The organism is Olivibacter sp. CPCC 100613, assembly GCF_036959255.1.
Taxonomy (GTDB): Bacteria; Bacteroidota; Bacteroidia; order Sphingobacteriales; family Sphingobacteriaceae; genus Olivibacter.
Genome location: NZ_JAWMTI010000001.1, coordinates 1,118,565 through 1,139,083, shown reverse-complemented (window position 1 = coordinate 1,139,083; position 20,519 = coordinate 1,118,565). Strand labels below are relative to the sequence as shown.

Here is a 20,519-nt window from a genome sequence, read left to right as displayed (position 1 = left end):
TTGGAGCGACGTCTTCTTATTGTCCTTTCTTAGTAACGATCTCTTAAAAATATTAGGGAATGAAAGGAAATTATTAAATTCGCACAATCTTCTGAAAGGTGTGCCTAGAAAACATATTCTTTAAATATAAAACGAATGAGCAGCAATTTAGTCATTTATAATACGCTTAGCCGAAAAAAAGAAATTTTTGAAGCCATAAACCCGCCCACTGTAGGCCTATACGTATGCGGTCCTACCGTTTATAGTGACGTACATTTAGGTAATTGCCGTACATTCGTCTCCTTTGATCTGATTTATCGCTATCTTTTATATTTAGGTTATAAGGTTCGTTATGTTAGAAACATCACCGATGCCGGGCATTTAGAAGGTGATCGTGATGAGGGAGATGATAAATTTGCAAAAAAAGCCAAATTGGAGCAATTGGAACCAATGGAGATTGTGCAGAAGTATACGATTGGCTTCCATGATGTGCTTCGATTATTCAATACACTTCCTCCGAGCATCGAACCAACGGCAACAGGTCACATTTCTGAACAAATCGAAATGATTCAAGAAATCATTGCTAATGGTTATGCATATGAAGTAAACGGTACGGTGTATTTTGACGTCGAAAAGTATAGCAAAAATCACGATTATACGATTTTAACAAACCGACAGTTAGAGGACATGCTAAATAATACGCGCGAGCTTGGCGGGCAAGACGAAAAGAAAGGAAGATTAGATTTCGCCTTGTGGATTAAGGCTAAACCCGAACATATTATGCGGTGGCCATCCCCTTGGGGCGTGGGTTTTCCTGGATGGCATATCGAGTGTTCTGCGATGAGCAACAAATATTTAGGCCATCAATTCGATATACATGGTGGCGGTATGGATCTGGCAGCAACACACCATACCAACGAAATTGCCCAATCACAGGCTTGCAATCACACCAATCCCGCAAAGTATTGGATGCATACAAATATGTTAACTGTAAACGGTGCCCGCATGTCAAAATCAGCAGGAAATGGCTTCCTACCAAAAGAGCTCTTTACTGGCGATCATCCTTTATTAAATCGCGGCTATTCACCCATGTCGGTCCGTTTCTTTATGCTACAAGCGCATTATAGAAGTACGTTGGACTTTTCGAACGAGGCCTTAGAGGCTTCTGATAAAGGCTATCGCCGTTTAATGAATGCGATTGCTTTACTGCCAAAATTAAAGGTATCGGCTTCTTCAACCGTTAATTTGGAAGAGATTACGCAACGCTGTATAGCCGCCATGAATGATGATTTCAACAGTCCGGTATTAATTGCAGAGCTATTTGAAGTAGTGCGTATCATCAACAGCATATATGACAATAAAGCCTCGATTGACACGAGAGGTTTGGAGCAATTGAATTCGCTTGTAAATGATTTCGTTTTTAATATTCTTGGTCTTAAAGACGATCAGCATGAAAATAACGGTGATTTAGAGAAGCTAATGGATTTCATCATTAAGCTAAGACAGGAGGCAAAAGCTTCCAAAGATTATGCAACCTCTGATTTGATTCGTAACAGTTTACAAGAAATGGGATTTCAACTAAAAGACAGTAAAGAAGGTACCATTTGGAGTAAATCTTAATCTTATGAAAATTTTGGCATCAATTTAGCAGGAAAGAAGCCTTAAAAATATTGATACACTATAATGTTTAGATTTATTTTAGTCGCCCTAAGTATTATTGCCTTCTCAAGCAACTCCATACAGGCCCAGCAAGAGCCCTCCCAAGAACAAATAAATCAATTGGTTTCGGCTGAATATAATATGGGTGTTTTGGCGGCCAATAGAGGTGTTTTAGCGGCATATAAGAATTATAGCGATGAAAATACGGTAATTTTCACCCCGGCACCGACGCAAGCTGAGCTTTATTTTAAAAGCAAGTCTCGAGTTCCTGATGTGATGACGTGGAAACCTGTTTATGCCAAAGTTTCCAAAAGCAATGAATGGGGCTTTACAACAGGGCCCATTTCTTGGCAAAATGTAGGGTTTAAGAAAAAATATGGTGAATATTTTTGTTTGTGGAAATTAGACCGCAAGGGTGAGTGGAAAATTGCTTATCGGGCAATCAGCGAGCATGGTGCACCGACAGAAAATGTGCCTGCGATCTTGGAAAGCCCGATAGACAACAAGTACAGAAAGTCCAGATCAAAAGCGAGACTAAAACAACGGGAAGATATTATATTAAGTACCGATCAGCTCTTCTCGACCATTTTGAAAGCAGATAATCAAACTGCATTTAAAGAATTCTTAACAGATTATGCCAGAATTTATATACCAGGTTACACGCCGGTTATCGGTGTAGATGATATTCGTGCTTTTTTAAAGAAAGCTGACATCAATATCGAAAGCATAGAAAATAAGGTGGACCGCACGTATAGCGGTGAGTTAGCCTATAGCCAGGGGGACGCGATAATTCGTCAAGGTAACAAGGTTATGAAATGCTATTACATTCGTGTATGGGAATTGCAGGACGATTCTATGTGGAAGGTAAGCGTTGATATGTATTTTGAGAAATAATTTTCCCAAAATGAGTAAAAAATAAGGGGGTACATCGTAATTAACGTACCCCCTTATTTTTATCGTAAATTTTAATCTATCAGTCTTTAACTTTTGCCTGCGCGTTTTTTACTTCGCTGTCCCGCATCCAGTCCTTTAATTCTGCACAGGTATTAAATTCATCATCAATTCTTATATAGGTGGTTTTTCTTCGCTCTTCAAACCATTCACTAACGACACGGTTCAGCTTATCTGCTTCCGCTAACTCTTTAATCTTAGCATAATCCTTCTCTAAGGAAGCTTGATGTGGTTCCGTACGCGATTTAAGGTATAAGAATCGATAGCCTTCTTTTTTTGTTTGAGGATCAGAAAAAGCAAAAGGCTTAGAATATTGTCCGGCTTTCAACGTATCAATTGCGGAGAAATCTGCCGCATCCAACTGATCTACAGGGATGTAAGTGGTACGACTTTGTTGATTCATTGCATTCAACATCATCCCACCGTTATACTTGGTCATTTCATCTCCCGAATACAATGCGGCTGCAGTAGAAAACGGCATCTTATTGTCTTTCACTTGTGTGTAGATACTATCGATTTGTTTTTTTGCCCGTTCCAAGCTTTGTTCGTTCGGTTTTACGCCAATTAGAATATGTCGCGCCCGGACCTGTTCTCCTCTTCGCTCAAGCACTTGCAAAAAGTGAAACCCATATTCTGATTCGAATACATTGGAAATTTCACCTGGTTTTAATCGAAAGGCAACGGATGTAAATTCTTTCACCATACTACTTCTGTCGAAGAAGCCCAAATCCCCCCCCGCCGAAGCAGATCCAGGGTCTTGTGAATATAACCTGGCCATTGTGCCAAAATCGTCCCCTGCTTTGATTCCCATTCGAAGTGATTCGGCTCGATCATAAAAGGGTTGCTTTTCTTCCTTTGTCAGTTTCGGGAATACTACAATTTCCCCGACTTCGACCTCGGTATTATAATTAGGCAAGCTGTCCTGCGGGATTTTCTCAAAATATCTTTTCACTTCCAAAGGCGTGACGCCTGTTTTCTCCGTGATTTTCGCCTGCATTTTTTGGGCGATCAATTGTTCCTTAACAGCAGGCCTCATCTCTTCCTTATACTGCAGTAACGAGCGATTTAAGAATTTTTCCAGTTGCTCTTGCCCTCCAGCTTGCCGTGTCATATACCGCAAACGATTATTAATATTGTCATCGACTTCATCTTCAGTCACTTCAATAGAGTCAATAGCCGCCTGTTGCGTTAAAAGCTTATTCGTTAACAGCTGCTCTAAAATCATACATTTGACCCCTGGATCAGCACGATTACCCTCAGAAAGATATTGTGCATACTGCATCTCTATATCCGATTGCAGCACAATATTTCCACCAACAACGGCCGCCACTTTATCTATTACCTGCACATCTTGAGCCTTCAGTACCCCTGCGCAAGCTAGGAGAATAAGCGTCAACAAACCAGCAAACTTCTTCATTTGTTAAATTCTATATTTTATACTAAGCAGTTTTAATAGCTTGCTAAGTTACACAAATCCATTACACTCTATTCCATATTTAACGAAATTTAACAAGAAAATGGTTCACTGTTGACCCTTTGTTTCCGATGACAACAATTCGCAGTGCGTAATGCACTAATTTGACCGTATAAAAGAACGATTATTTTAATCAACTTTTCTTGATAAAAGTTGAGCAAAATCAAGGCTCGTGTAGGCTACCTTGCACCTGATGGCAAAGCATTCATGGTGCGTATTGGAGCCGTTTCACTTCCTCAATCCGCTTGGATAGTGCAACATGAACAGAGGTGCAAATGCTTTGCTGCTCGTTGCATCGGTATCCTCCAAGGCCGTTTTATCCCACACCCAAGGCCTTGTCGGCTGCCCGCAAAACCCCTCCGTTCTATTAAAATATCACCTAGGAAATTTGCGGTTTGCACGTTGAGGCACTACCTTTTATAGCAAAGTTCCAAGTGATGAGTTTTTGGTTACTTTTTGCGGAAAAAAGTGACAAAAATAATCGTTCCTTTAATATAACAAGCTATTGTACGTTAAAAATGGCTGCCTAAGTAACAAATTGCTGCTTGCAAAAACATAAACATTTTCATTATGTTTGAAATGTCAAGCATAGAAGAATGAGTACATCTTATCAATACAGTTATCTAACATTTTTAAAGCAATTTCCCGTATTTATTTTATTACTAGTTTGCTTTCAGATCATTGGCATTACCTACTCGTTTATCTATTCGCAAGCAGACTTGTTCTTATGGGTAAACCAGCATCACCATCAACTCGCAGACCAAACATTCATGCTGATCACAGATTTAGGAGATTGGCCTGTCACGCTAGCGATCGCTATTATTTTTCTTTTTGTTAATTGGCGCCATTCATTTTTATTGATTTCTACCATGCTTTATACCGGTTTTTTCACGCAGGTAATCAAGATGATCGTCAAACATCCGCGACCTGCAGTTTATTTCGAGCATGGAGAAGCCATTTATACCATTAAAGACTATGTATTACAAAATTCACTTAGCTTTCCATCAGGTCATACTACCTGCGTCTTTTCTCTTGCTATCACCCTTTCTTATATTTTTATACGACAAAGACGTCAACCTTGGCTTTTTTTAGTCGCGCTCGTAGTCGCTCTATCGCGCGTATACCTATCTCAACACTTTTTTAAAGATCTATTAGCGGGGTCTTTGATCGGAACCTTTTTTGCCCTACATCTTATTTGGCTATTTGATCGTTCCAAGTGGTTTCATGCAAAAAACATGAACAGTAATCTATTAGAATTCTTAAATAAAGGTAAAAAACCCGTTTCATAATTAGAATTCCTTCTTTATTGTTTGCATCTCGATACAGATTCTTCTATTTTCGTTAGGCTTTACTACCATTCATTGTACAATGACGCAGTTGAATACGACTAATCCCTTTGCTTTACGTTATCTGATGGACGATACGCTCTTCCAATTTGAAGTCGAATCACCCCTCCTAGAACAAGCTATAGCAGAAACCTCCCGTCCATCATTTGATATTCTTGGAGCTAATAAAAGCCGCATCTTGTATTTGATAGAAAATCTTGCAGAAAGTTATTTCTCTCCCACCGCACAAGATGCCTTTATTAAAACATTGCATGCTCTAGGTCTTGCTCTGGATGACGTAGCGGTTCTTAATTTAGCGCAGGTACGGGAAGAGATCAATTTTGAAACACTATTTACCCATTTCAATCCACAAAAAATTGTCCTTGCTGGACCATCCCCTAACAAAATAGGTGTAAACGGTCTGTCCCTGAATATAGTGTCCTCTCAGCAATCCATCAAATTACTTTATACCTATTCTTTTGAGGAAATGCTAACGGACACGAACAAGAAGAAGCTCTTTTGGCAGGCCGTTAAAAGCCTTTAAAATCATAAGAACACCATTAATTACCTGAAAGATATGCAACAATTGGTTTTTGCAACAAACAATGAACATAAATTAGCGGAAGTACAAGCAATGGTGAAAGATCTTTTTTCCATTCGATCTTTGTCAGATATACAATGTAATGTAGATATTCCGGAAACCGCCGATACTTTTGAAGGTAATGCCTCCCTTAAAAGTGAGTATATACAAAGTCACTACGGCCTTAATTGTTTTGCCGATGACTCTGGTCTGGAGGTAGCGGTATTGAACGGTGAACCAGGTGTATATTCCGCTCGTTACGGTGGTTCGAGGGACATGGAAAAAAACATCGATCTGTTATTATCTAAGTTAGTAGGTGAAACCAATCGTAAAGCACAATTTAGAACCGTTATTTCCTTACGTTTGGAGGCGGAGGAGCATCTCTTTGAAGGTCTTGTAAAGGGTACGATTGTCTCAGAACGTTCGGGGGCTGGAGGATTTGGATATGATCCGATATTTATCCCCGACGGTTATGCAAAAACTTTTGCGGAAATGTCGTCCCAAGAAAAAAATCAGATCAGCCACCGCGCAGTTGCCATACAGAAACTAGTTACTTTTCTAAAGAATCGCTAAACATTGCCGTATGCTTCGTAAACCACTGAAATCTTCGCTTATTATTGCATTGCTCACGCTATGTGCCCAATCTTTATCTGCACAGAACGCATCGTCCACCAATGCTGCATCGATCAAATTGCGAATTCAAAAATTAAACACCTTAGGTAGTGTGCTGTACTTTGCAGCACATCCCGATGATGAAAATACACGTCTAATTGGCTGGTTAGCGAATGAGCGCCTTTATCGCACCGGCTACTTATCACTAACACGTGGAGATGGAGGGCAAAACCTAATTGGAACCGAACAAGCGGAGGAACTTGGCTTGGTACGAACCCAAGAGTTGCTCGCAGCAAGGCGGGACGATGGCGGTGAACAATTTTTCTCAACTGCCAACGATTTCGGTTTTTCAAAAACTTTTGATGAAACCTTTCAAATATGGAACAAAGAAAAAATCTTGGCGGATGCTGTTTGGGTTATCCGGAATTTCCAGCCAGATGTTATCATAACCCGATTTCCAGGTGATCCAAGAGCGGGGCATGGACATCACCAAGCCTCATCTCTCCTTGCGCAGGAGGCTTTTGAGGCTGCCGCAGATCCAAATCGCTTCCCCGAACAGTTGGTGTATGTCAAACCTTGGAAAACAACGCGAATTCTATGGAACACCTATAATTTTGGGAGTGCAAATACCATAAAAGAGGGACAGTTTCGTGAAGATTTAGGGCAATATAACTCCCTTATTGGCCGAACCTATGGGGAGATTGCGGCCATCAGCCGAACCAATCACAAGAGTCAAGGTTTTGGTACAACAGCTGAAAGAGGAGAAATGTATGAATATTTTGAACGATTAGGCGGGACTAGTCCTCAAAAAAATTTGTTCGATGACATCAACACGAGTTGGTCGAGAGTCCCTCGTTCTGAGAAAGTACAAGCACTAATACAACGCCTGGCAAAGAATTATGATTTGGCTCACCCCGAACATTCAATTAAAACACTTACGGAACTTCTTACTGCGCTGGAAGGTTTAGGAAGTAATTATTGGGCACTGCAAAAAATAAAGGAGGTAAAGAAACTTATTTTAGATTGTGGCGGTATCTGGATAGCCTGCCAGGCAGATGACGAAAAATATGCAGCGGGCGAAACGGTTCATGCCAGTACTAATTTTGTTGTACAAAAGCCTGGTTTAGCGGTTTCGTTGGTTGCGCTAAAAAATGGCGATCAAAGCGAATCCCTTTTGAGTGCCACAACAAACCTACCATATAATCAGTTACAGCAGATCAAAACTTCCTTTGAAGCTAGCACCATAACACAGCCTTATTGGTTAGCCTCGCCGCATCAACTTGGCTCGTTTACAGTCAGAAACCAGAGGCTCATCGGTAAACCAGAAGCCGATAAGCTCCCTCACGTAATTACTACTTTATCTATTGAAGGAAAGAAAATAGATTTTCCTATACCCCTTAGTTATTCGTATAATGATCCCGTACGTGGTGAGGTAAGAAACCCGGTGATTATTGCCCCTCCTTTGACCATCAATCTTAATCAAAAGGCCGTGATTTTTAACGGGAACGAACCGAAGAAAATAGAACTCTCTTTTATTGCTAACGGCCAGCAAATTCAGGCGGACATTAGGCCCATACTTCCGAAAGGCTGGCGAATGGAACCAGCATCATTTGCTATTGATTTAAGTGAAAAAGATGACGAATCAATCAAAACAGCTACCATTTATCCAGCACCTAAAGCGACTATAAATGATTCTCTTTCCTTTGATATTCAATATAAAAATGGTCAAAAAGAAACAGCGAAGTCTATACGAACCATTCGCTACGATCATATTCCTCAAATCACCTGGTTTCCACCAGCAAGCGCTCGGTTAAGTAAAATAGAGACTGGAGTCTCTGCCAAACATGTCGGTTATTTACCTGGAGCTGGTGATCTTGTCGCTGCTTCCTTGCGTGAAATAGGGTTGCAGGTGGATGTTTTATCGGAGAACGATATCATGCATCAAGACCTAACGCAATACGATGCCATTATTACGGGCATTAGAATTTATAATGTAAATGATCGTATCCGCTACATACAACCCAAGCTGCTGGAATATGTAAAAAATGGAGGTACACTCGTTGAACAATACAATGTAAGTGGAGGCTTAAAAACCACACAAATTGGTCCGTATCCTTTCACTATTAGCAGAGAACGTGTCACCAATGAGGATGCACCCGTTCACTTCACAGAACCGCAACATTTCATTCTCCAATATCCGAACAAGATCACGGCAGCCGATTTTGAAGGATGGATTCAAGAACGAGGTCTATATTTCGCCTCAAATACGGATGCACACTATACCTTACCTTTAGGAATGAACGACCCCGGTGAAGCAGAAAGCAAAGGATCGCTCCTGGTAGCGAAGTATGGAAAAGGTAAATATGTTTATACTTCCCTGTCTTTTTTCAGAGAATTACCTGCGGGAGTACCCGGTGCTTATAGATTATTTGTAAATTTGCTCGCAAAAGAAAACGATTAAACATGGAAAATCAAGAAAAGAAAATCAACACAGACTCTTTATTTTATCTTATCGGTGCTTTTTTTGGGGCTCTTACAGGGGGCTATTGCGCCGAATCTTTCTGGGGTGTGGTAGGCGGATTAGTTATTGGTCTGTTTATCGCCACATTTTTCTTGAACGCTCTAGTGAAGCGCAGAAGTGAGGAAGAACCTGCCTAAAGATAAAGGCCTCCCCCCTTTTGTAAATAGCTGGCATCAATTCTACTGGTTGGTATTGATTTGGCTGTTTGCACTGATCCTCTTGTTTTACTTATTCAAGGTAACTTTTGAATGAGTTTAATTGATTGGATTGTCCTTTTCAGTACCTTGTTGCTGATCGTTAGCTATGGCATATACAAAAGCCGTGGCAGCAGTAATATTGATGGCTATCTCTTAGGAAATAAAACGCTTCCCTGGTATCATATAGGCTTTTCCGTGATGGCTACTCAAGCAAGTGCCATCACCTTCCTTTCCGCCCCGGGCCTTGCTTATACTTCAGGGATGAGTTTTGCCCAATTCTACTTTGGTGTGCCGCTGGCTATGATTGTACTCAGCATTACTTTTGTACCTATTTTTCATCGGATGCGCGTTTTTACAGCCTACGAGTACCTGGAAAAAAGATTCGATGTAAAAACACGTGTTTTCACCGCCTTTCTATTCCTTATACAACGCGGTGTATCTACTGGTATTACAATTTATGCTCCATCGGTTATCCTTTCGAGCATTTTACAAATAGATGCTACCTATACCACCTTATTTATTGGGTGTCTAGTTGTGATGTACACGGTATGGGGAGGGACAAAGGCTGTCTCTTATACGCAATTACTGCAAATGGGCATTATCTTCATTGGACTGCTTTCTGCTGGTGTGATGGTTGTTCATTTATTACCATCGGATATTGGACTCGTAAAGGCTCTTCATATCGCCGGAAAATCCGGAAGGGCCAATGCGATTGATTTTTCTTTCGATTGGAATAACCAGTATACACTATGGAGTGGTTTAATTGGTGGCTTTTTCTTACAGTTATCTTACTTCGGCACCGACCAAAGTCAGGTCGGTCGCTATTTAACGGGATCCTCAATTCGTGATAGTCGATTGGGTTTATTAATGAACGGACTGATTAAAGTTCCGCTCCAATTCCTGATATTGATGATTGGTATTCTCGTTTTTGCGTACTATCAATACAATCAACCACCTATTTTTTTCAATAAATTAGAGTTGACCAAAATTGAAAAGAGCGCCTATCAACCGGAGTTGCAACAAATTAGGGAAAAATTCAACATGGTTTTCGAGGAAAAACATCGTTTAATCAATGAATTAAGCGGTGCTCTAGATAGGAACGCCAATTCTGAAATTGACCGAATCAGGAAAGACCTAAATACCGCCAATCAAAAGACTACGAAGGTCAGGGAAGAACTCACCCTGCTTATGCAAAAAAATGACCCCCAAGCAGATACAAACGACAACAATTATATATTCCTTAATTTTGTTACTGAAAAACTTCCAAAAGGACTCATCGGTATATTGATCGCAATTATTTTTTTAGCATCTATGGGATCAACAGCAAGTGCACTGAACTCTTTAGCTTCGACTTCTGTAATAGATATCTATAAGCGATTTATTCATCGAGATGGTAGCGCCAGTAATTATTTAAACGTATCGAGGCTTATGACGCTATTTTGGGGCATATTCACAATTATTATAGCCTTATATGCTAATCGTCTTGGAAATCTCCTTGAAGCTGTTAATATTTTGGGATCGTTATTTTATGGCACTATCTTGGGCATATTTATAGTCGCATTCTATATTAAAGGTGCGAAAGGCACTGCTACCTTCGTAGCCGCGATTCTTGCAGAAATTTTAGTCATTATTTGCTGGCGTGCAGATATGATGGCCTTTTTATGGCTTAATTTAGTTGGTTGCGTATTGGTTATGTTCTTTGCTGTTTTCATTCAGGCATTGTTGCCCTCCAGATCAAAGAACTGACATTTCCGGATGTCAGAATACAAAAGCTCGGTATAATGAAAATTGATCAGCAGTATGGATTCAAAGCTAATTGACTGTCGCTTTAACTAGATAAGGCAGTATTTCTTTTTGAAAAGAAACAAAATACTTCCGAACATCAGCCACGCTTACGGCAGTGAACGCGAATGAAAAGACAATACTTTTGCTTGATTTAATTAAAAACACCAAGCTTTCTTTAGGAATACCTGGATCAATAATATTACTTTCATTAAAAGAACTAATTAGTAAATTTTCCAGATCGTCAGATAGCGTTTTTAAATATTCCTGCGCATTAGCTGACTCTCGAATAAAATCCCAACCAATGAATTCGTTACAGATGGTATATGTTAGACGACTGACCTTCAAAATAAGATTACTTAAATAGGTTCCCTGATCAGTAGCCGTACTTGGGTTATGTATGAGTTCGTCTACCCCTATTTGAATATAATCCATCAAGATGGCATGTAAAACCATCTCTTTACTATCGAAGTATTTATAAATGGTAGCCTTGGCTATCTTCGCCTTTTTTGCGATCTCATTGACGCTGGTTTTATTATAACCATAACGTCTAAAAAGATCCTTAGCTGACCGTTTGATACTTTCCTTAATTTTATCTGCTTCCATTTAATTAATCACTCTTATAAGATTCCCGTCTCTTCTTACCTGGTATGGTTTCAGAGGCCGTTCTGCCGGTGCCTTTGATGGCATTCCACTTCTAATATCGTATTTCGCATCGCTACATGGATCTACCAGAATAATACCGGTTTCATCCACATTGACTGCGCATTTTTTTTCCGGATTAACCGTACTACAACGATCATAAGCTACATAACCACTTCCTGTATTATAGACTATGATCCCCGCAACACCACCGGTTTCAGATACAGCATAACCACCGGCAACCTCTAATTCGTGGTATTGTGTGGTTGAGAATGTTTGGTTTACCACTACTTCCGGGATTCCATAATAGTCTTTTCCGCATCCGAAGATGATGATAACGATCAGCGACAGCCCTACGCCTTGTAGGAAGCTCCTTTTTTTAGATTGTTTCGGTTTCAAATTGCTTTAAAAAACGTATGTCATTTTCAGAAAACAAGCGTAGATCTTTGATTTCATATTTCAGATTCGTAATGCGCTCAATTCCCATTCCGAAAGCAAAACCAGTATATTTTCTTGCATCAATCTTGCTATTCTCTAACACATTTGGATCAACCATGCCACAACCTAGAATCTCAACCCAGCCTGTATATTTACACATATTACATCCGGCTCCTTTACAGATGGTACAGGAAATATCCATTTCAGCCGATGGTTCGGTAAAAGGAAAGTAAGAAGGACGAAAGCGAACTTTAGTTCCTTCACCGAAAAGTTCTTGGACAAAGTGATACAGTGTCTGTTTTAAATCCGCAAAAGAAACACCTTCATCAATATATAAACCTTCTACCTGATGGAAAAAGCAATGAGCCCGCGCCGATATCGCTTCGTTCCGATAAACTCGCCCTGGCATAATAGCACGAAAAGGTGGTGTGCCACTTTCCATCATTCTTACCTGTACGGAAGAGGTATGTGTACGAAGTGCAATATCATTACCTTCTTGCTTCTGAATGAAGAACGTATCTTGCATATCCCTTGCCGGGTGTTCTTCGGGAAAGTTAAGTGCTGAAAAGTTATGCCAATCATCCTCAATCTCTGGTCCTTCCGCAACAATAAAACCTAACTTTTTGAAGATTTCAACAATTTCCTTTCTTACAAGAGACAAAGGATGTCGGGTGCCAATCTCAAATCCAGGGCCCGGTAGTGTTAAATCCTGCGCATTCGAATCATTTGAAGCGCTGGCAGAAACTTCGAACAAATCTTTTGTTTCAACATACTTGGCTTCACTTAACTGTTTAAATTCATTCAGCACCTTTCCCAAAATCCGTTTATCCTCACTCGAAACACTTTTGAAATCTTCGAACAACCCTTTAACGATTCCTTTTGCTACCAAAAATTTAAGGCGGTAGTCTTCGACATCCTGTTGCGAACGAGGTGTCCAATTATTTATTTCTTCTGTATATTGATCAATTTTTTCTTGTATACTCATTTTTAACTCTTTATAAAATAAACAAAGTTCGTTATTTACCTTATTTATTTTTCGCAAACTTAGATAAAATGCCCGAAATTCGCGAACGACGACAAGACCTAACTCAAAGTAAATCGATTATCTCTGCACATTTAACAGCGTTTGACCCCTAAAGATCGCTATTTTATCTTATAAATCATTCAATCACGCCGAGTTGCTTTCCTACCTTGGTAAAAGCAACGATGGCTTTATCCAGATGTTCCTTTTCGTGAGCCGCAGACAATTGCACACGAATTCTGGCCTTTTCTTTAGGAACAACCGGGTAATAGAAGCCAATCACATAAATCCCTTCTTCTAGCATTCTTGCCGCAAATTCCTGAGCCAATTTGGCATCGTATAGCATAACGGGAACAATAGGATGGAATCCGGGTTTAATATCGAATCCCACCTCCACCATCTTCTCTCTAAAATAGCGGGTATTAAACTCCAATTTATCCCGTAATGCCGTTGTTTCACTTAACATATCCAAAACAGCGATTGAAGCACCTGCAATAGCCGGAGCCAATGTATTGGAAAATAAATAAGGTCTTGAGCGTTGGCGTAACATATCGATGATTTCCTTTTTCCCAGAGGTAAACCCTCCGGAAGCACCTCCTAACGCCTTACCTAAAGTACCGGTAATAATGTCAATACGATGCATGACATCAAAATGCTCATGTGTTCCTCTTCCTGTTTTCCCGATAAAACCCGTACAATGGGATTCATCGATCATAACCAGTGCTTCATATTGATCTGCCAAATCACAAATCTTATCCAAAGGAGCAACAACACCATCCATAGAAAATGCTCCATCAGTAACAATGATGCGATGTCTTGCATCCTTGGCGGCAATTAACTGCTTTTCCAAATCCGCCATATCCGCATTTTTATACCGAAAACGTTGTGCCTTGCATAAGCGAACGCCATCTATAATGGACGCATGATTCAGTTCGTCGGAAATTATAGCATCTTCCGCACCAAACAATGGCTCAAAAACACCCCCATTTGCATCGAAAGCCGTAGCGTATAAAATGGTATCTTCCGTTCCTAAAAATTCGGATATTTTTGATTCAAGCTCTTTATGTATATCCTGCGTACCGCAAATGAATCGTACTGAAGACATGCCGTAACCGTGGGTATCTATTGCTCTTTTTGCCGCATCAATGACTTTTGGATCGGAAGAAAGGCCGAGATAGTTATTTGCGCAAAAGTTTATAACTTCCTTGCCCCCACTTACTTTTATATCCGCACCTTGAGGACTTGTAATAATACGTTCCTTTTTATATAAGCCTGCTTCTTCTATTTCGGCTAGTTCTTTTTGCAATACAGGTTGAAGTGTTTTATACATAAATCAGTGATTTGCGGTAAAAATACAGATTTAATGATAAAAGCTGAAAAGATGATAGAAATGATTATCTGTAAGCTGATTACACCTGCACAAGATGCTCCTGTACCTATATTTTAAATCTATAATGATTTTTTTATCTTTACGCTTGCTGTAAAGCATTTTATTTTTCAAAACCTATTTTATGCGTAATTTGTTAATTCAAAATTTAGTAAATCAATTACAGGATGTTCAAGATGGTGAGCAATGGTTAGATGAAAACTTCACCAAAAAAATCGATTCATTGGACTCAGAACAAGCACTCACTCGACCGATCCCGGAAATACACAGTGTTGCGGAGATTGTCTCGCATCTTTTAGAATGGCGTAAGGATTGTATTAATAAGCTACAAGGCAAAAACAGCACATTAAACATGGAAAGCAGTGAAAATTGGCGCCAGAATGACGAATTACGGCAAATTGGCTGGAAAAAACTGAAAGAGGATTTCTATGCTTCTCAATATCATTTAATACGTCTTATTGAAATACAGGAGGATTCCTTTCTTGCAAAGAAGTATGGGAAATATACATTTCAAAACTTGCTGGAAGGGATGGTACATCACGATCTTTATCATTTAGGCCAAATAGGAATTTCCATTAAGCTACTGAAAATAAAAGGATTTTTAAAGTAATAAGCGAGATCTTCCCTATCTTTTCGACTCAATCGGGCCGGGATCCTGTCTTTCATTAACATAATTTTAACAAAAAGGAGCGTAACCTTTCAGGCCTTCATTCATCTTAAAAGCATAGCTAAAAAAATGCCGATGATTCGATCTGTTACGCTTATTCTTTTTTTATTCACCAATATTGTCTTTGCCCAAGAATCAAGACTGCATGGCTTAATAAGTGATATAAATGGGGGAGCTATTCCCTTTGCCACCATAATTAAAACGGGTTCATCAATGGGTACCTCCGCGAATAAAGAGGGGTATTTTAATCTTTCTCTTCCCAAGGGCCGGTATGAATTGAGTATTTCAGCCGTAGGTTACAAGCAGAAAACCATCACGATAAACTTGCCTCACCCAGACAGTCTCCTTATTCAGTTAGACCCGGAAATTTATACCTTACAAGAAGTGGTTATTGGAAACCAAGAAGATCCCGCTTACGAAATTATCCGAAAGGCAATAAAGAAAAGGCCTTATTTTCTAGAAGAGGCAGGAGCCTATCAAGCACGCGTGTATATAAAAGGTTTACAACGTTTACTTAAAGCACCTAAAAAATTTTTCGGCATTAACGTGGATGAAGTGGGAGAAGAAATGGGACTAGACTCTGCAAGAAGAGGAATCGTCTACCTCTCTGAATCGGAGTCAAAGATTACTGTTAAGCCTCCGAAGGAGTTTAAAGAAGAAATGATCAGTTCCAAAATTTCAGGCGACAACAAAGCATTCAGCTTTAATAGAGCGGCAGAATTGCAGCTTAATTTTTACGAAAACTATCAGGATGTTATTGAAGGTTTAAGCAGCAGACCTTTCGTTTCCCCCATTGCCGATAATGCGATGGCCTATTACCGATACCAATACCTAGGCAAGGCTAAGGAAGGCGGAAAAACAATCGTTAAAATTAAGGTAATTCCTAAAAGAAAAGCGGAACCGCTGTATAAAGGAAACATCTATATTATTGAAGACGAGTGGCGTATTCATAGTGTTGACCTTTTACTTGATAAAGAATCGAACATTAACTTTGTTGACTCTTTAAATCTTAAGCAGCTGTACACACGGATCACTGATAACAAATGGATGCCCTCCAGTATACAATTAAATTTCAAAGCCGGTCTATTGGGGTTTCAGATTGGAGGCTATTTCACCGCCATTTATCAAGATTATATGCTGATAGATGCCCCTAATCGGAAGTTCTTTAAAGAAGTATTATCGATAAGCAAAGAGGTTAATAAGAAGGATAGCCTGTATTGGACAAAAAACAGACCAATCTCACTAACGGCTGAAGAACAACAAGATTATCAAAAAAAAGATAGTTTATATCGTGCTCATCAATCGAAAGTGTATCTGGATTCAATCGATCGAAAGAATAATCGGTTCAAAGCATGGGCTTTAGCAAGCGGTTATACTCATCGCAACCGCTATAAGAAGGAATCGATTCATTTTAGCGGGCCCTTGACATCAATCCTTTTTAATAGCGTGGAAGGTTTGGCTATTAATTATGATGTAAACTACACGCGACAAATTGATAGCAATTTAAATCAGCAACTTCATGTTAATGGCCGCATCCGATATGGTTTTGCGAACAAACACCTAAATGGCATTATCAGTACGAATATTCCGATTAAAAATCAAAACTTCACGTTAGCCGGTGGTAGAGATGTCCTCGACTTGAATAACAGGGGATCGCTTCCCGCCCTAGTAAATAGCTTGTATACCTTATTTGTTGGTGAAAATTATCAAAAGTTATACGAAAAAACCTTTGTATCCTTTGCCTGGAACAACACCCTCCCTGGAAATATCAAGATGAGTCTACGAACTGAATGGGCGAAGCGACACTGGCTGTCCAATGCCACCAACTTTACTTTCTGGGATCGCAATCAACACAAACTCAGCTCGAATAATCCCCTTCAACCGAACGCAGATGTTCCACTGTTCATGGACAATAAATCTACCAAGCTAAGTATCCGTTTAAGTTACGATTTTTCCAGTCGCTATGCCACCTATCCAACAGGAAAACGTTATTTACCCTCTCGGTATCCGACCCTTAGTATCCAATATACAAAGGGCCTTAAAAACATCTTTGATTCAGATGTCGACTACGACCTATTAACAACAAGTATCCATAAAAGCAAGATAGGTTTAGGGCTATACGGCAACATCTCCTTCACAGCAACGGCGGGTAAATTCCTCAACAATAAACAATTGTATTATACGGATTATCAACACTTCAATGGAAATCAAATTTTATTTGTTGATCAGCAATTAAGTTCATTTTTAACGCTGGATTACTACCAATATAGCACTCCTTCTCGTTTTATAGAGACGCATGTTGAATATAATCTTGGGGGCATGCTTAGCAGTAAGGTGCCATTACTACGGAAACTAAAGCTTGAAGAACTCATTGGGATACATTATTTACATACACCTGAATTACGCAACTACGGTGAGCTGCATATTGGCTTGCAATGGAAAATGATCCGATTAATGTATGCCCATTCAAGAAGTAATACAGCGCAACTTAACCAAACAAATGCCTTGAGGATTGCATTAAGATTGTTTTAAAATGGGGCAGCTGCTCGATTAAGTACAAAGGACAAAACTATTCGCGAATGTCAGGCATTTTAGTTAAGTTTGGGTATGCCCGAAATAATCGCAGATAAAACTATCTTTTCATTGGCAGAGGTGGCGCGTAGCATTCAGAAAACAATCGCAGACCGCTATAAAAGTCTGTATTGGATAAAAGCCGAAATGAATAAACTAAATCATTATTCCCATTCAGGTCATTGTTATCCAGAATTACTGGAGAAAAAAGAAGGGAAGGTCATTGCAGAGATTCGGGCAACTTTTTGGAAAAGTGACTATGAACGGGTTAATCAACGCTTTATCGAAATCATCAAAGAACCCTTAAAGAATGGGATCAATATCCTTTTGCAGGCATCTATTGGTTACGACCCTGTGCATGGTCTAAGTTTACATATTGTAGACATCGATCCATCCTATTCCTTGGGAGAGCTGGAGCGAGAAAAACAGGCAAATATTGCATTGCTAAAAGAGCAAGGTATTTTTGAGGCGAACAAATTATTGCCATTTCCCTTACTTCCTAAGCGCATCGCCATTATTTCTGTCGAAACAAGCAAAGGTTTAGCAGATTTTTTAAAAATTATCGACAGTAATCCCTATAGCTATCGTTTCGAACATCAGCTATTTCCAGCTCTTTTGCAAGGTGAAAAATCAGTGCCTTCCATCATAGAACAACTGGAAAAAATACGTTTACATATTCGGCGATTTGATGTTGTTGCCATTATACGAGGAGGAGGAGGGGAAGTTGGGCTGAGCTCCTATAACAACATACACTTGGCAACAAGCATTGCGACTTTCCCCATTCCGGTCATTACGGGGATTGGGCATGCAACCAACGAAACCGTCTCGGAAATGGTTGCTTATAAAAATGCCATTACGCCTAGTGCATTGGCGGCTTATCTTTTGCAGCATTTTCACAATTTTGCGCGCCCTGTAATTCAAGCGGAACAACGATTACGATTAAAGACGAAACAACTCTTTGACGATCAGCAGCAGTTATTAAATAATACCATCAAATATTTTAAAATGGCCAGCCTGAATATGTTACGAGAGAATAACTATCGATTTGCTGCTATACAAGGTCGTACATTGCAACAAAGTAAATACCAATTAATTCAGGAGAAAGCCTCTTTTCAGCAAGTTAAAGATAGATTATCTACCCAATCGAAACGTGCCCTGGTTAAAGAACAGCAAGTTATTGCGTCCTTAGGGCAGCGACTCAAACGTGAGCATCTCCATTTAGGTAAGCGTTCAGTGCAGGTACTTCATCAAATAAAGGAGCAGCTAATCCGTCAAAGCCGTCAGGTTGCCAAAAAAAATCAAGTAGCACTGATGACCTTAAAAAGCACGCTTGGACCGAGCATTGAAAGGTCATTACTTGAAGCCGTTAAATCACTTGAAAATCAAGAACGCCATCTCTCTATTCTCGATCCACAACATGTATTAAAAAGAGGCTATAGTATTACGCTTTTTAATGGAAAGGCTATCACGGATGTACATACCTTACAGGCAGGTGATAAAATCAAAACAATTTTAGCTTTTGGTGAAACGGAAAGTCAAGTTACCTTTGTAAAGGAATAACGAAATAAAACAAATGGACAACCAATTAAGCTATACATCAGCATTTGAAGAACTCCAACAAATTGTTGCAGAAATTGAAGATGGAGAAATTAGCGTAGACGAGCTTTCAGACAAAGTGAAGCGGGCGGCACTGTTGATAAAAATCTGCAAAAGTAAACTAACGGAAACCGAAGCAGATGTCAATAAGATTCTTGAAGATCTTGATAATGAAAATTTGAAAGATGATGAACAGAATACCTAAGTATAATTTCATGAGGCTATATATTCTGTTGATTGCATTTTTATCGTTTGTTTTCGTTAATACATTAAAAGCACAAACATCAACGAACCAAGCGACACTCTGGGAAATTAGCGGGAATGGCCTCTCCGTGCCCTCTTATCTATTTGGCACCTTTCATCTGCTATGTCCTGAAGACCTTATTTTTACAGATGCGATCAAGCAAAAACTAGAAGCCAGTAAACAGCTATATCTTGAACTTGACTTTTCAGACCCACGAATCGGCATGAAGATGATGGAAAACATGCGAATGCAGGGCAAAACCTTCCATGATCTGTACGATAGCCTAACTTATCATCAGGTAAGCGATAGTTTAGAAAAAATGGCGCACATACGTTTGGAAATGTTAAATAACATAAAACCTTTCGGCTTATATTCAATTGTTTTGATGGGTGCATTGCAATGCAAACCTGCAAGTTGGGAATTGCAATTAGTGGACCTTGCGAAGACCAAAGGGATGAACATCGCTGGTTTAGAAACAATCGAAAGCCAGGCCTCTATTTTTGATACCATTCCTTATAAAATACAGGCTGAGCAACTAAAAGAGATGGTATTCAATCTCGATAGTACGGAAAGGGAGATAAGTACACTCATCAACCTCTACAAACAACAGGATCTCGTTACCTTACATAATCGCACGATATCCGATCCGCTCATGCAGGGTTATTTAGACCTGCTACTGTACAATCGCAACGCCAATTGGATTCCTATTATTGAAAAAAGCGCAAAATCTCAGGCTACTTTCTTTGCCGTCGGAGCCGGCCATTTAGTGGGTGATAAAGGTGTTATTGATCTTTTAAGAAAAAGAGGTTATACGATAAAACCGCTTCGCTGAAAAATGAAAGGAGAGCAATTAATTGCTCTCCTTTCATTTTT

At 39.6% G+C, this 20,519-nt stretch carries 18 protein-coding genes; 13 read left to right on the top strand and 5 right to left on the bottom strand.

The features are described 5' to 3' along the window. Window positions 1–135: 135 nt before the first annotated feature. On the top strand, window positions 136–1,599 hold the full coding sequence (gene cysS, locus RYH73_RS04500) for a cysteine--tRNA ligase (RefSeq protein ID WP_335312138.1): 1,464 nt from the start codon (window positions 136–138) through the stop codon (window positions 1,597–1,599). A 63-nt stretch (window positions 1,600–1,662) separates the two neighbouring features. Beyond that, entirely contained in the window at window positions 1,663–2,532 is an 870-nt protein-coding gene (locus tag RYH73_RS04495; RefSeq protein WP_335312136.1) for a hypothetical protein, read from the top strand. A gap of 79 nt (window positions 2,533–2,611) precedes the next feature. On the opposite strand, the gene RYH73_RS04490 is transcribed toward RYH73_RS04495, so the two are convergent. Further along, entirely contained in the window at window positions 2,612–4,006 is a 1,395-nt protein-coding gene (locus RYH73_RS04490) for a peptidylprolyl isomerase (RefSeq protein ID WP_335312134.1), read from the bottom strand. Window positions 4,007–4,659: 653 nt separating this feature from the next. Between RYH73_RS04490 and RYH73_RS04485 the strand changes: the two genes are divergently transcribed. From RYH73_RS04485 to RYH73_RS04460, 6 genes are all read left to right on the top strand, one after another. Continuing rightward, entirely contained in the window at window positions 4,660–5,352 is a 693-nt protein-coding gene (locus RYH73_RS04485; protein ID WP_335312132.1) for a phosphatase PAP2 family protein, read from the top strand. Window positions 5,353–5,431: 79 nt separating this feature from the next. Beyond that, on the top strand, window positions 5,432–5,932 hold the full coding sequence (locus tag RYH73_RS04480) for a hypothetical protein (protein WP_335312130.1): 501 nt from the start codon (window positions 5,432–5,434) through the stop codon (window positions 5,930–5,932). Window positions 5,933–5,965: 33 nt separating this feature from the next. Further along, window positions 5,966–6,541, top strand: coding sequence for a non-canonical purine NTP diphosphatase (locus RYH73_RS04475; protein ID WP_335312129.1), 576 nt, complete (start codon window positions 5,966–5,968; stop codon window positions 6,539–6,541). A gap of 10 nt (window positions 6,542–6,551) precedes the next feature. Then, window positions 6,552–9,041 (top strand): PIG-L family deacetylase, encoded by a 2,490-nt coding sequence (locus RYH73_RS04470; protein WP_335312127.1) that lies wholly within the window; start codon window positions 6,552–6,554, stop codon window positions 9,039–9,041. A gap of 2 nt (window positions 9,042–9,043) precedes the next feature. After that, window positions 9,044–9,238, top strand: a complete 195-nt coding sequence (locus tag RYH73_RS04465) for a hypothetical protein (protein WP_335312125.1) — start codon at window positions 9,044–9,046, stop codon at window positions 9,236–9,238. 111 nt (window positions 9,239–9,349) lie between these two features. Beyond that, entirely contained in the window at window positions 9,350–11,044 is a 1,695-nt protein-coding gene (locus tag RYH73_RS04460; protein ID WP_335312123.1) for a sodium:solute symporter, read from the top strand. A gap of 66 nt (window positions 11,045–11,110) precedes the next feature. Here RYH73_RS04460 and RYH73_RS04455 read toward each other — a convergent pair whose 3' ends face one another. The 4 genes from RYH73_RS04455 to kbl all read right to left on the bottom strand — a co-directional run bounded on the left by RYH73_RS04455 (window position 11,111) and on the right by kbl (window position 14,511). Further along, on the bottom strand, window positions 11,111–11,686 hold the full coding sequence (locus RYH73_RS04455; protein WP_335312121.1) for a TetR/AcrR family transcriptional regulator: 576 nt from the start codon (window positions 11,684–11,686) through the stop codon (window positions 11,111–11,113). Next, window positions 11,687–12,121: a Rieske (2Fe-2S) protein gene (locus tag RYH73_RS04450; RefSeq protein WP_335312119.1), complete on the bottom strand. Its 435-nt coding sequence runs from the start codon at window positions 12,119–12,121 to the stop codon at window positions 11,687–11,689. Then, a complete protein-coding gene (pheS, locus tag RYH73_RS04445; RefSeq protein WP_335312117.1) occupies window positions 12,102–13,145 on the bottom strand; it encodes a phenylalanine--tRNA ligase subunit alpha in 1,044 nt (347 codons plus the stop codon). Before pheS ends, RYH73_RS04450 begins: the two co-directional genes overlap by 20 nt. 175 nt (window positions 13,146–13,320) lie before the next feature. Beyond that, window positions 13,321–14,511 carry a glycine C-acetyltransferase gene (kbl, locus tag RYH73_RS04440; RefSeq protein ID WP_335312115.1) on the bottom strand — a complete coding sequence of 397 codons (1,191 nt, stop codon included), beginning with the start codon at window positions 14,509–14,511 and terminating at the stop codon, window positions 13,321–13,323. Between the two features lie 181 nt (window positions 14,512–14,692). Between kbl and RYH73_RS04435 the strand changes: the two genes are divergently transcribed. The 5 genes from RYH73_RS04435 to RYH73_RS04415 all read left to right on the top strand — a co-directional run bounded on the left by RYH73_RS04435 (window position 14,693) and on the right by RYH73_RS04415 (window position 20,478). Further along, the gene (locus RYH73_RS04435) at window positions 14,693–15,178 is read left to right on the top strand and encodes a DinB family protein (protein WP_335312114.1); all 486 of its coding nucleotides are present in this window, start codon (window positions 14,693–14,695) and stop codon (window positions 15,176–15,178) included. Window positions 15,179–15,310: 132 nt separating this feature from the next. Further along, a complete protein-coding gene (locus tag RYH73_RS04430; protein ID WP_335312112.1) occupies window positions 15,311–17,767 on the top strand; it encodes a DUF5686 and carboxypeptidase regulatory-like domain-containing protein in 2,457 nt (818 codons plus the stop codon). A gap of 75 nt (window positions 17,768–17,842) precedes the next feature. Beyond that, window positions 17,843–19,366 (top strand): exodeoxyribonuclease VII large subunit, encoded by a 1,524-nt coding sequence (xseA, locus tag RYH73_RS04425; protein WP_335312110.1) that lies wholly within the window; start codon window positions 17,843–17,845, stop codon window positions 19,364–19,366. Between the two features lie 13 nt (window positions 19,367–19,379). Then, a complete protein-coding gene (gene xseB, locus RYH73_RS04420; RefSeq protein ID WP_335312108.1) occupies window positions 19,380–19,607 on the top strand; it encodes an exodeoxyribonuclease VII small subunit in 228 nt (75 codons plus the stop codon). A 10-nt stretch (window positions 19,608–19,617) separates the two neighbouring features. Next, entirely contained in the window at window positions 19,618–20,478 is an 861-nt protein-coding gene (locus tag RYH73_RS04415; protein ID WP_335312106.1) for a TraB/GumN family protein, read from the top strand. Window positions 20,479–20,519: the final 41 nt, after the last annotated feature.

Bases quoted from the DNA above. Each gene is read 5' to 3' on its own strand.
- cysS (WP_335312138.1), top strand. From the start codon at position 136: ATGAGCAGCAATTTAGTCATTTATAATACGCTTAGCCGAAAAAAAGAA.
- RYH73_RS04495 (WP_335312136.1), top strand. From the start codon at position 1,663: ATGTTTAGATTTATTTTAGTCGCCCTAAGTATTATTGCCTTCTCAAGC.
- RYH73_RS04490 (WP_335312134.1), bottom strand. From the start codon at position 4,006: ATGAAGAAGTTTGCTGGTTTGTTGACGCTTATTCTCCTAGCTTGCGCA.
- RYH73_RS04485 (WP_335312132.1), top strand. From the start codon at position 4,660: ATGAGTACATCTTATCAATACAGTTATCTAACATTTTTAAAGCAATTT.
- RYH73_RS04480 (WP_335312130.1), top strand. From the start codon at position 5,432: ATGACGCAGTTGAATACGACTAATCCCTTTGCTTTACGTTATCTGATG.
- RYH73_RS04475 (WP_335312129.1), top strand. From the start codon at position 5,966: ATGCAACAATTGGTTTTTGCAACAAACAATGAACATAAATTAGCGGAA.
- RYH73_RS04470 (WP_335312127.1), top strand. From the start codon at position 6,552: ATGCTTCGTAAACCACTGAAATCTTCGCTTATTATTGCATTGCTCACG.
- RYH73_RS04465 (WP_335312125.1), top strand. From the start codon at position 9,044: ATGGAAAATCAAGAAAAGAAAATCAACACAGACTCTTTATTTTATCTT.
- RYH73_RS04460 (WP_335312123.1), top strand. From the start codon at position 9,350: ATGAGTTTAATTGATTGGATTGTCCTTTTCAGTACCTTGTTGCTGATC.
- RYH73_RS04455 (WP_335312121.1), bottom strand. From the start codon at position 11,686: ATGGAAGCAGATAAAATTAAGGAAAGTATCAAACGGTCAGCTAAGGAT.
- pheS (WP_335312117.1), bottom strand. From the start codon at position 13,145: ATGAGTATACAAGAAAAAATTGATCAATATACAGAAGAAATAAATAAT.
- kbl (WP_335312115.1), bottom strand. From the start codon at position 14,511: ATGTATAAAACACTTCAACCTGTATTGCAAAAAGAACTAGCCGAAATA.
- RYH73_RS04435 (WP_335312114.1), top strand. From the start codon at position 14,693: ATGCGTAATTTGTTAATTCAAAATTTAGTAAATCAATTACAGGATGTT.
- RYH73_RS04430 (WP_335312112.1), top strand. From the start codon at position 15,311: ATGATTCGATCTGTTACGCTTATTCTTTTTTTATTCACCAATATTGTC.
- xseA (WP_335312110.1), top strand. From the start codon at position 17,843: ATGCCCGAAATAATCGCAGATAAAACTATCTTTTCATTGGCAGAGGTG.
- xseB (WP_335312108.1), top strand. From the start codon at position 19,380: ATGGACAACCAATTAAGCTATACATCAGCATTTGAAGAACTCCAACAA.
- RYH73_RS04415 (WP_335312106.1), top strand. From the start codon at position 19,618: ATGAGGCTATATATTCTGTTGATTGCATTTTTATCGTTTGTTTTCGTT.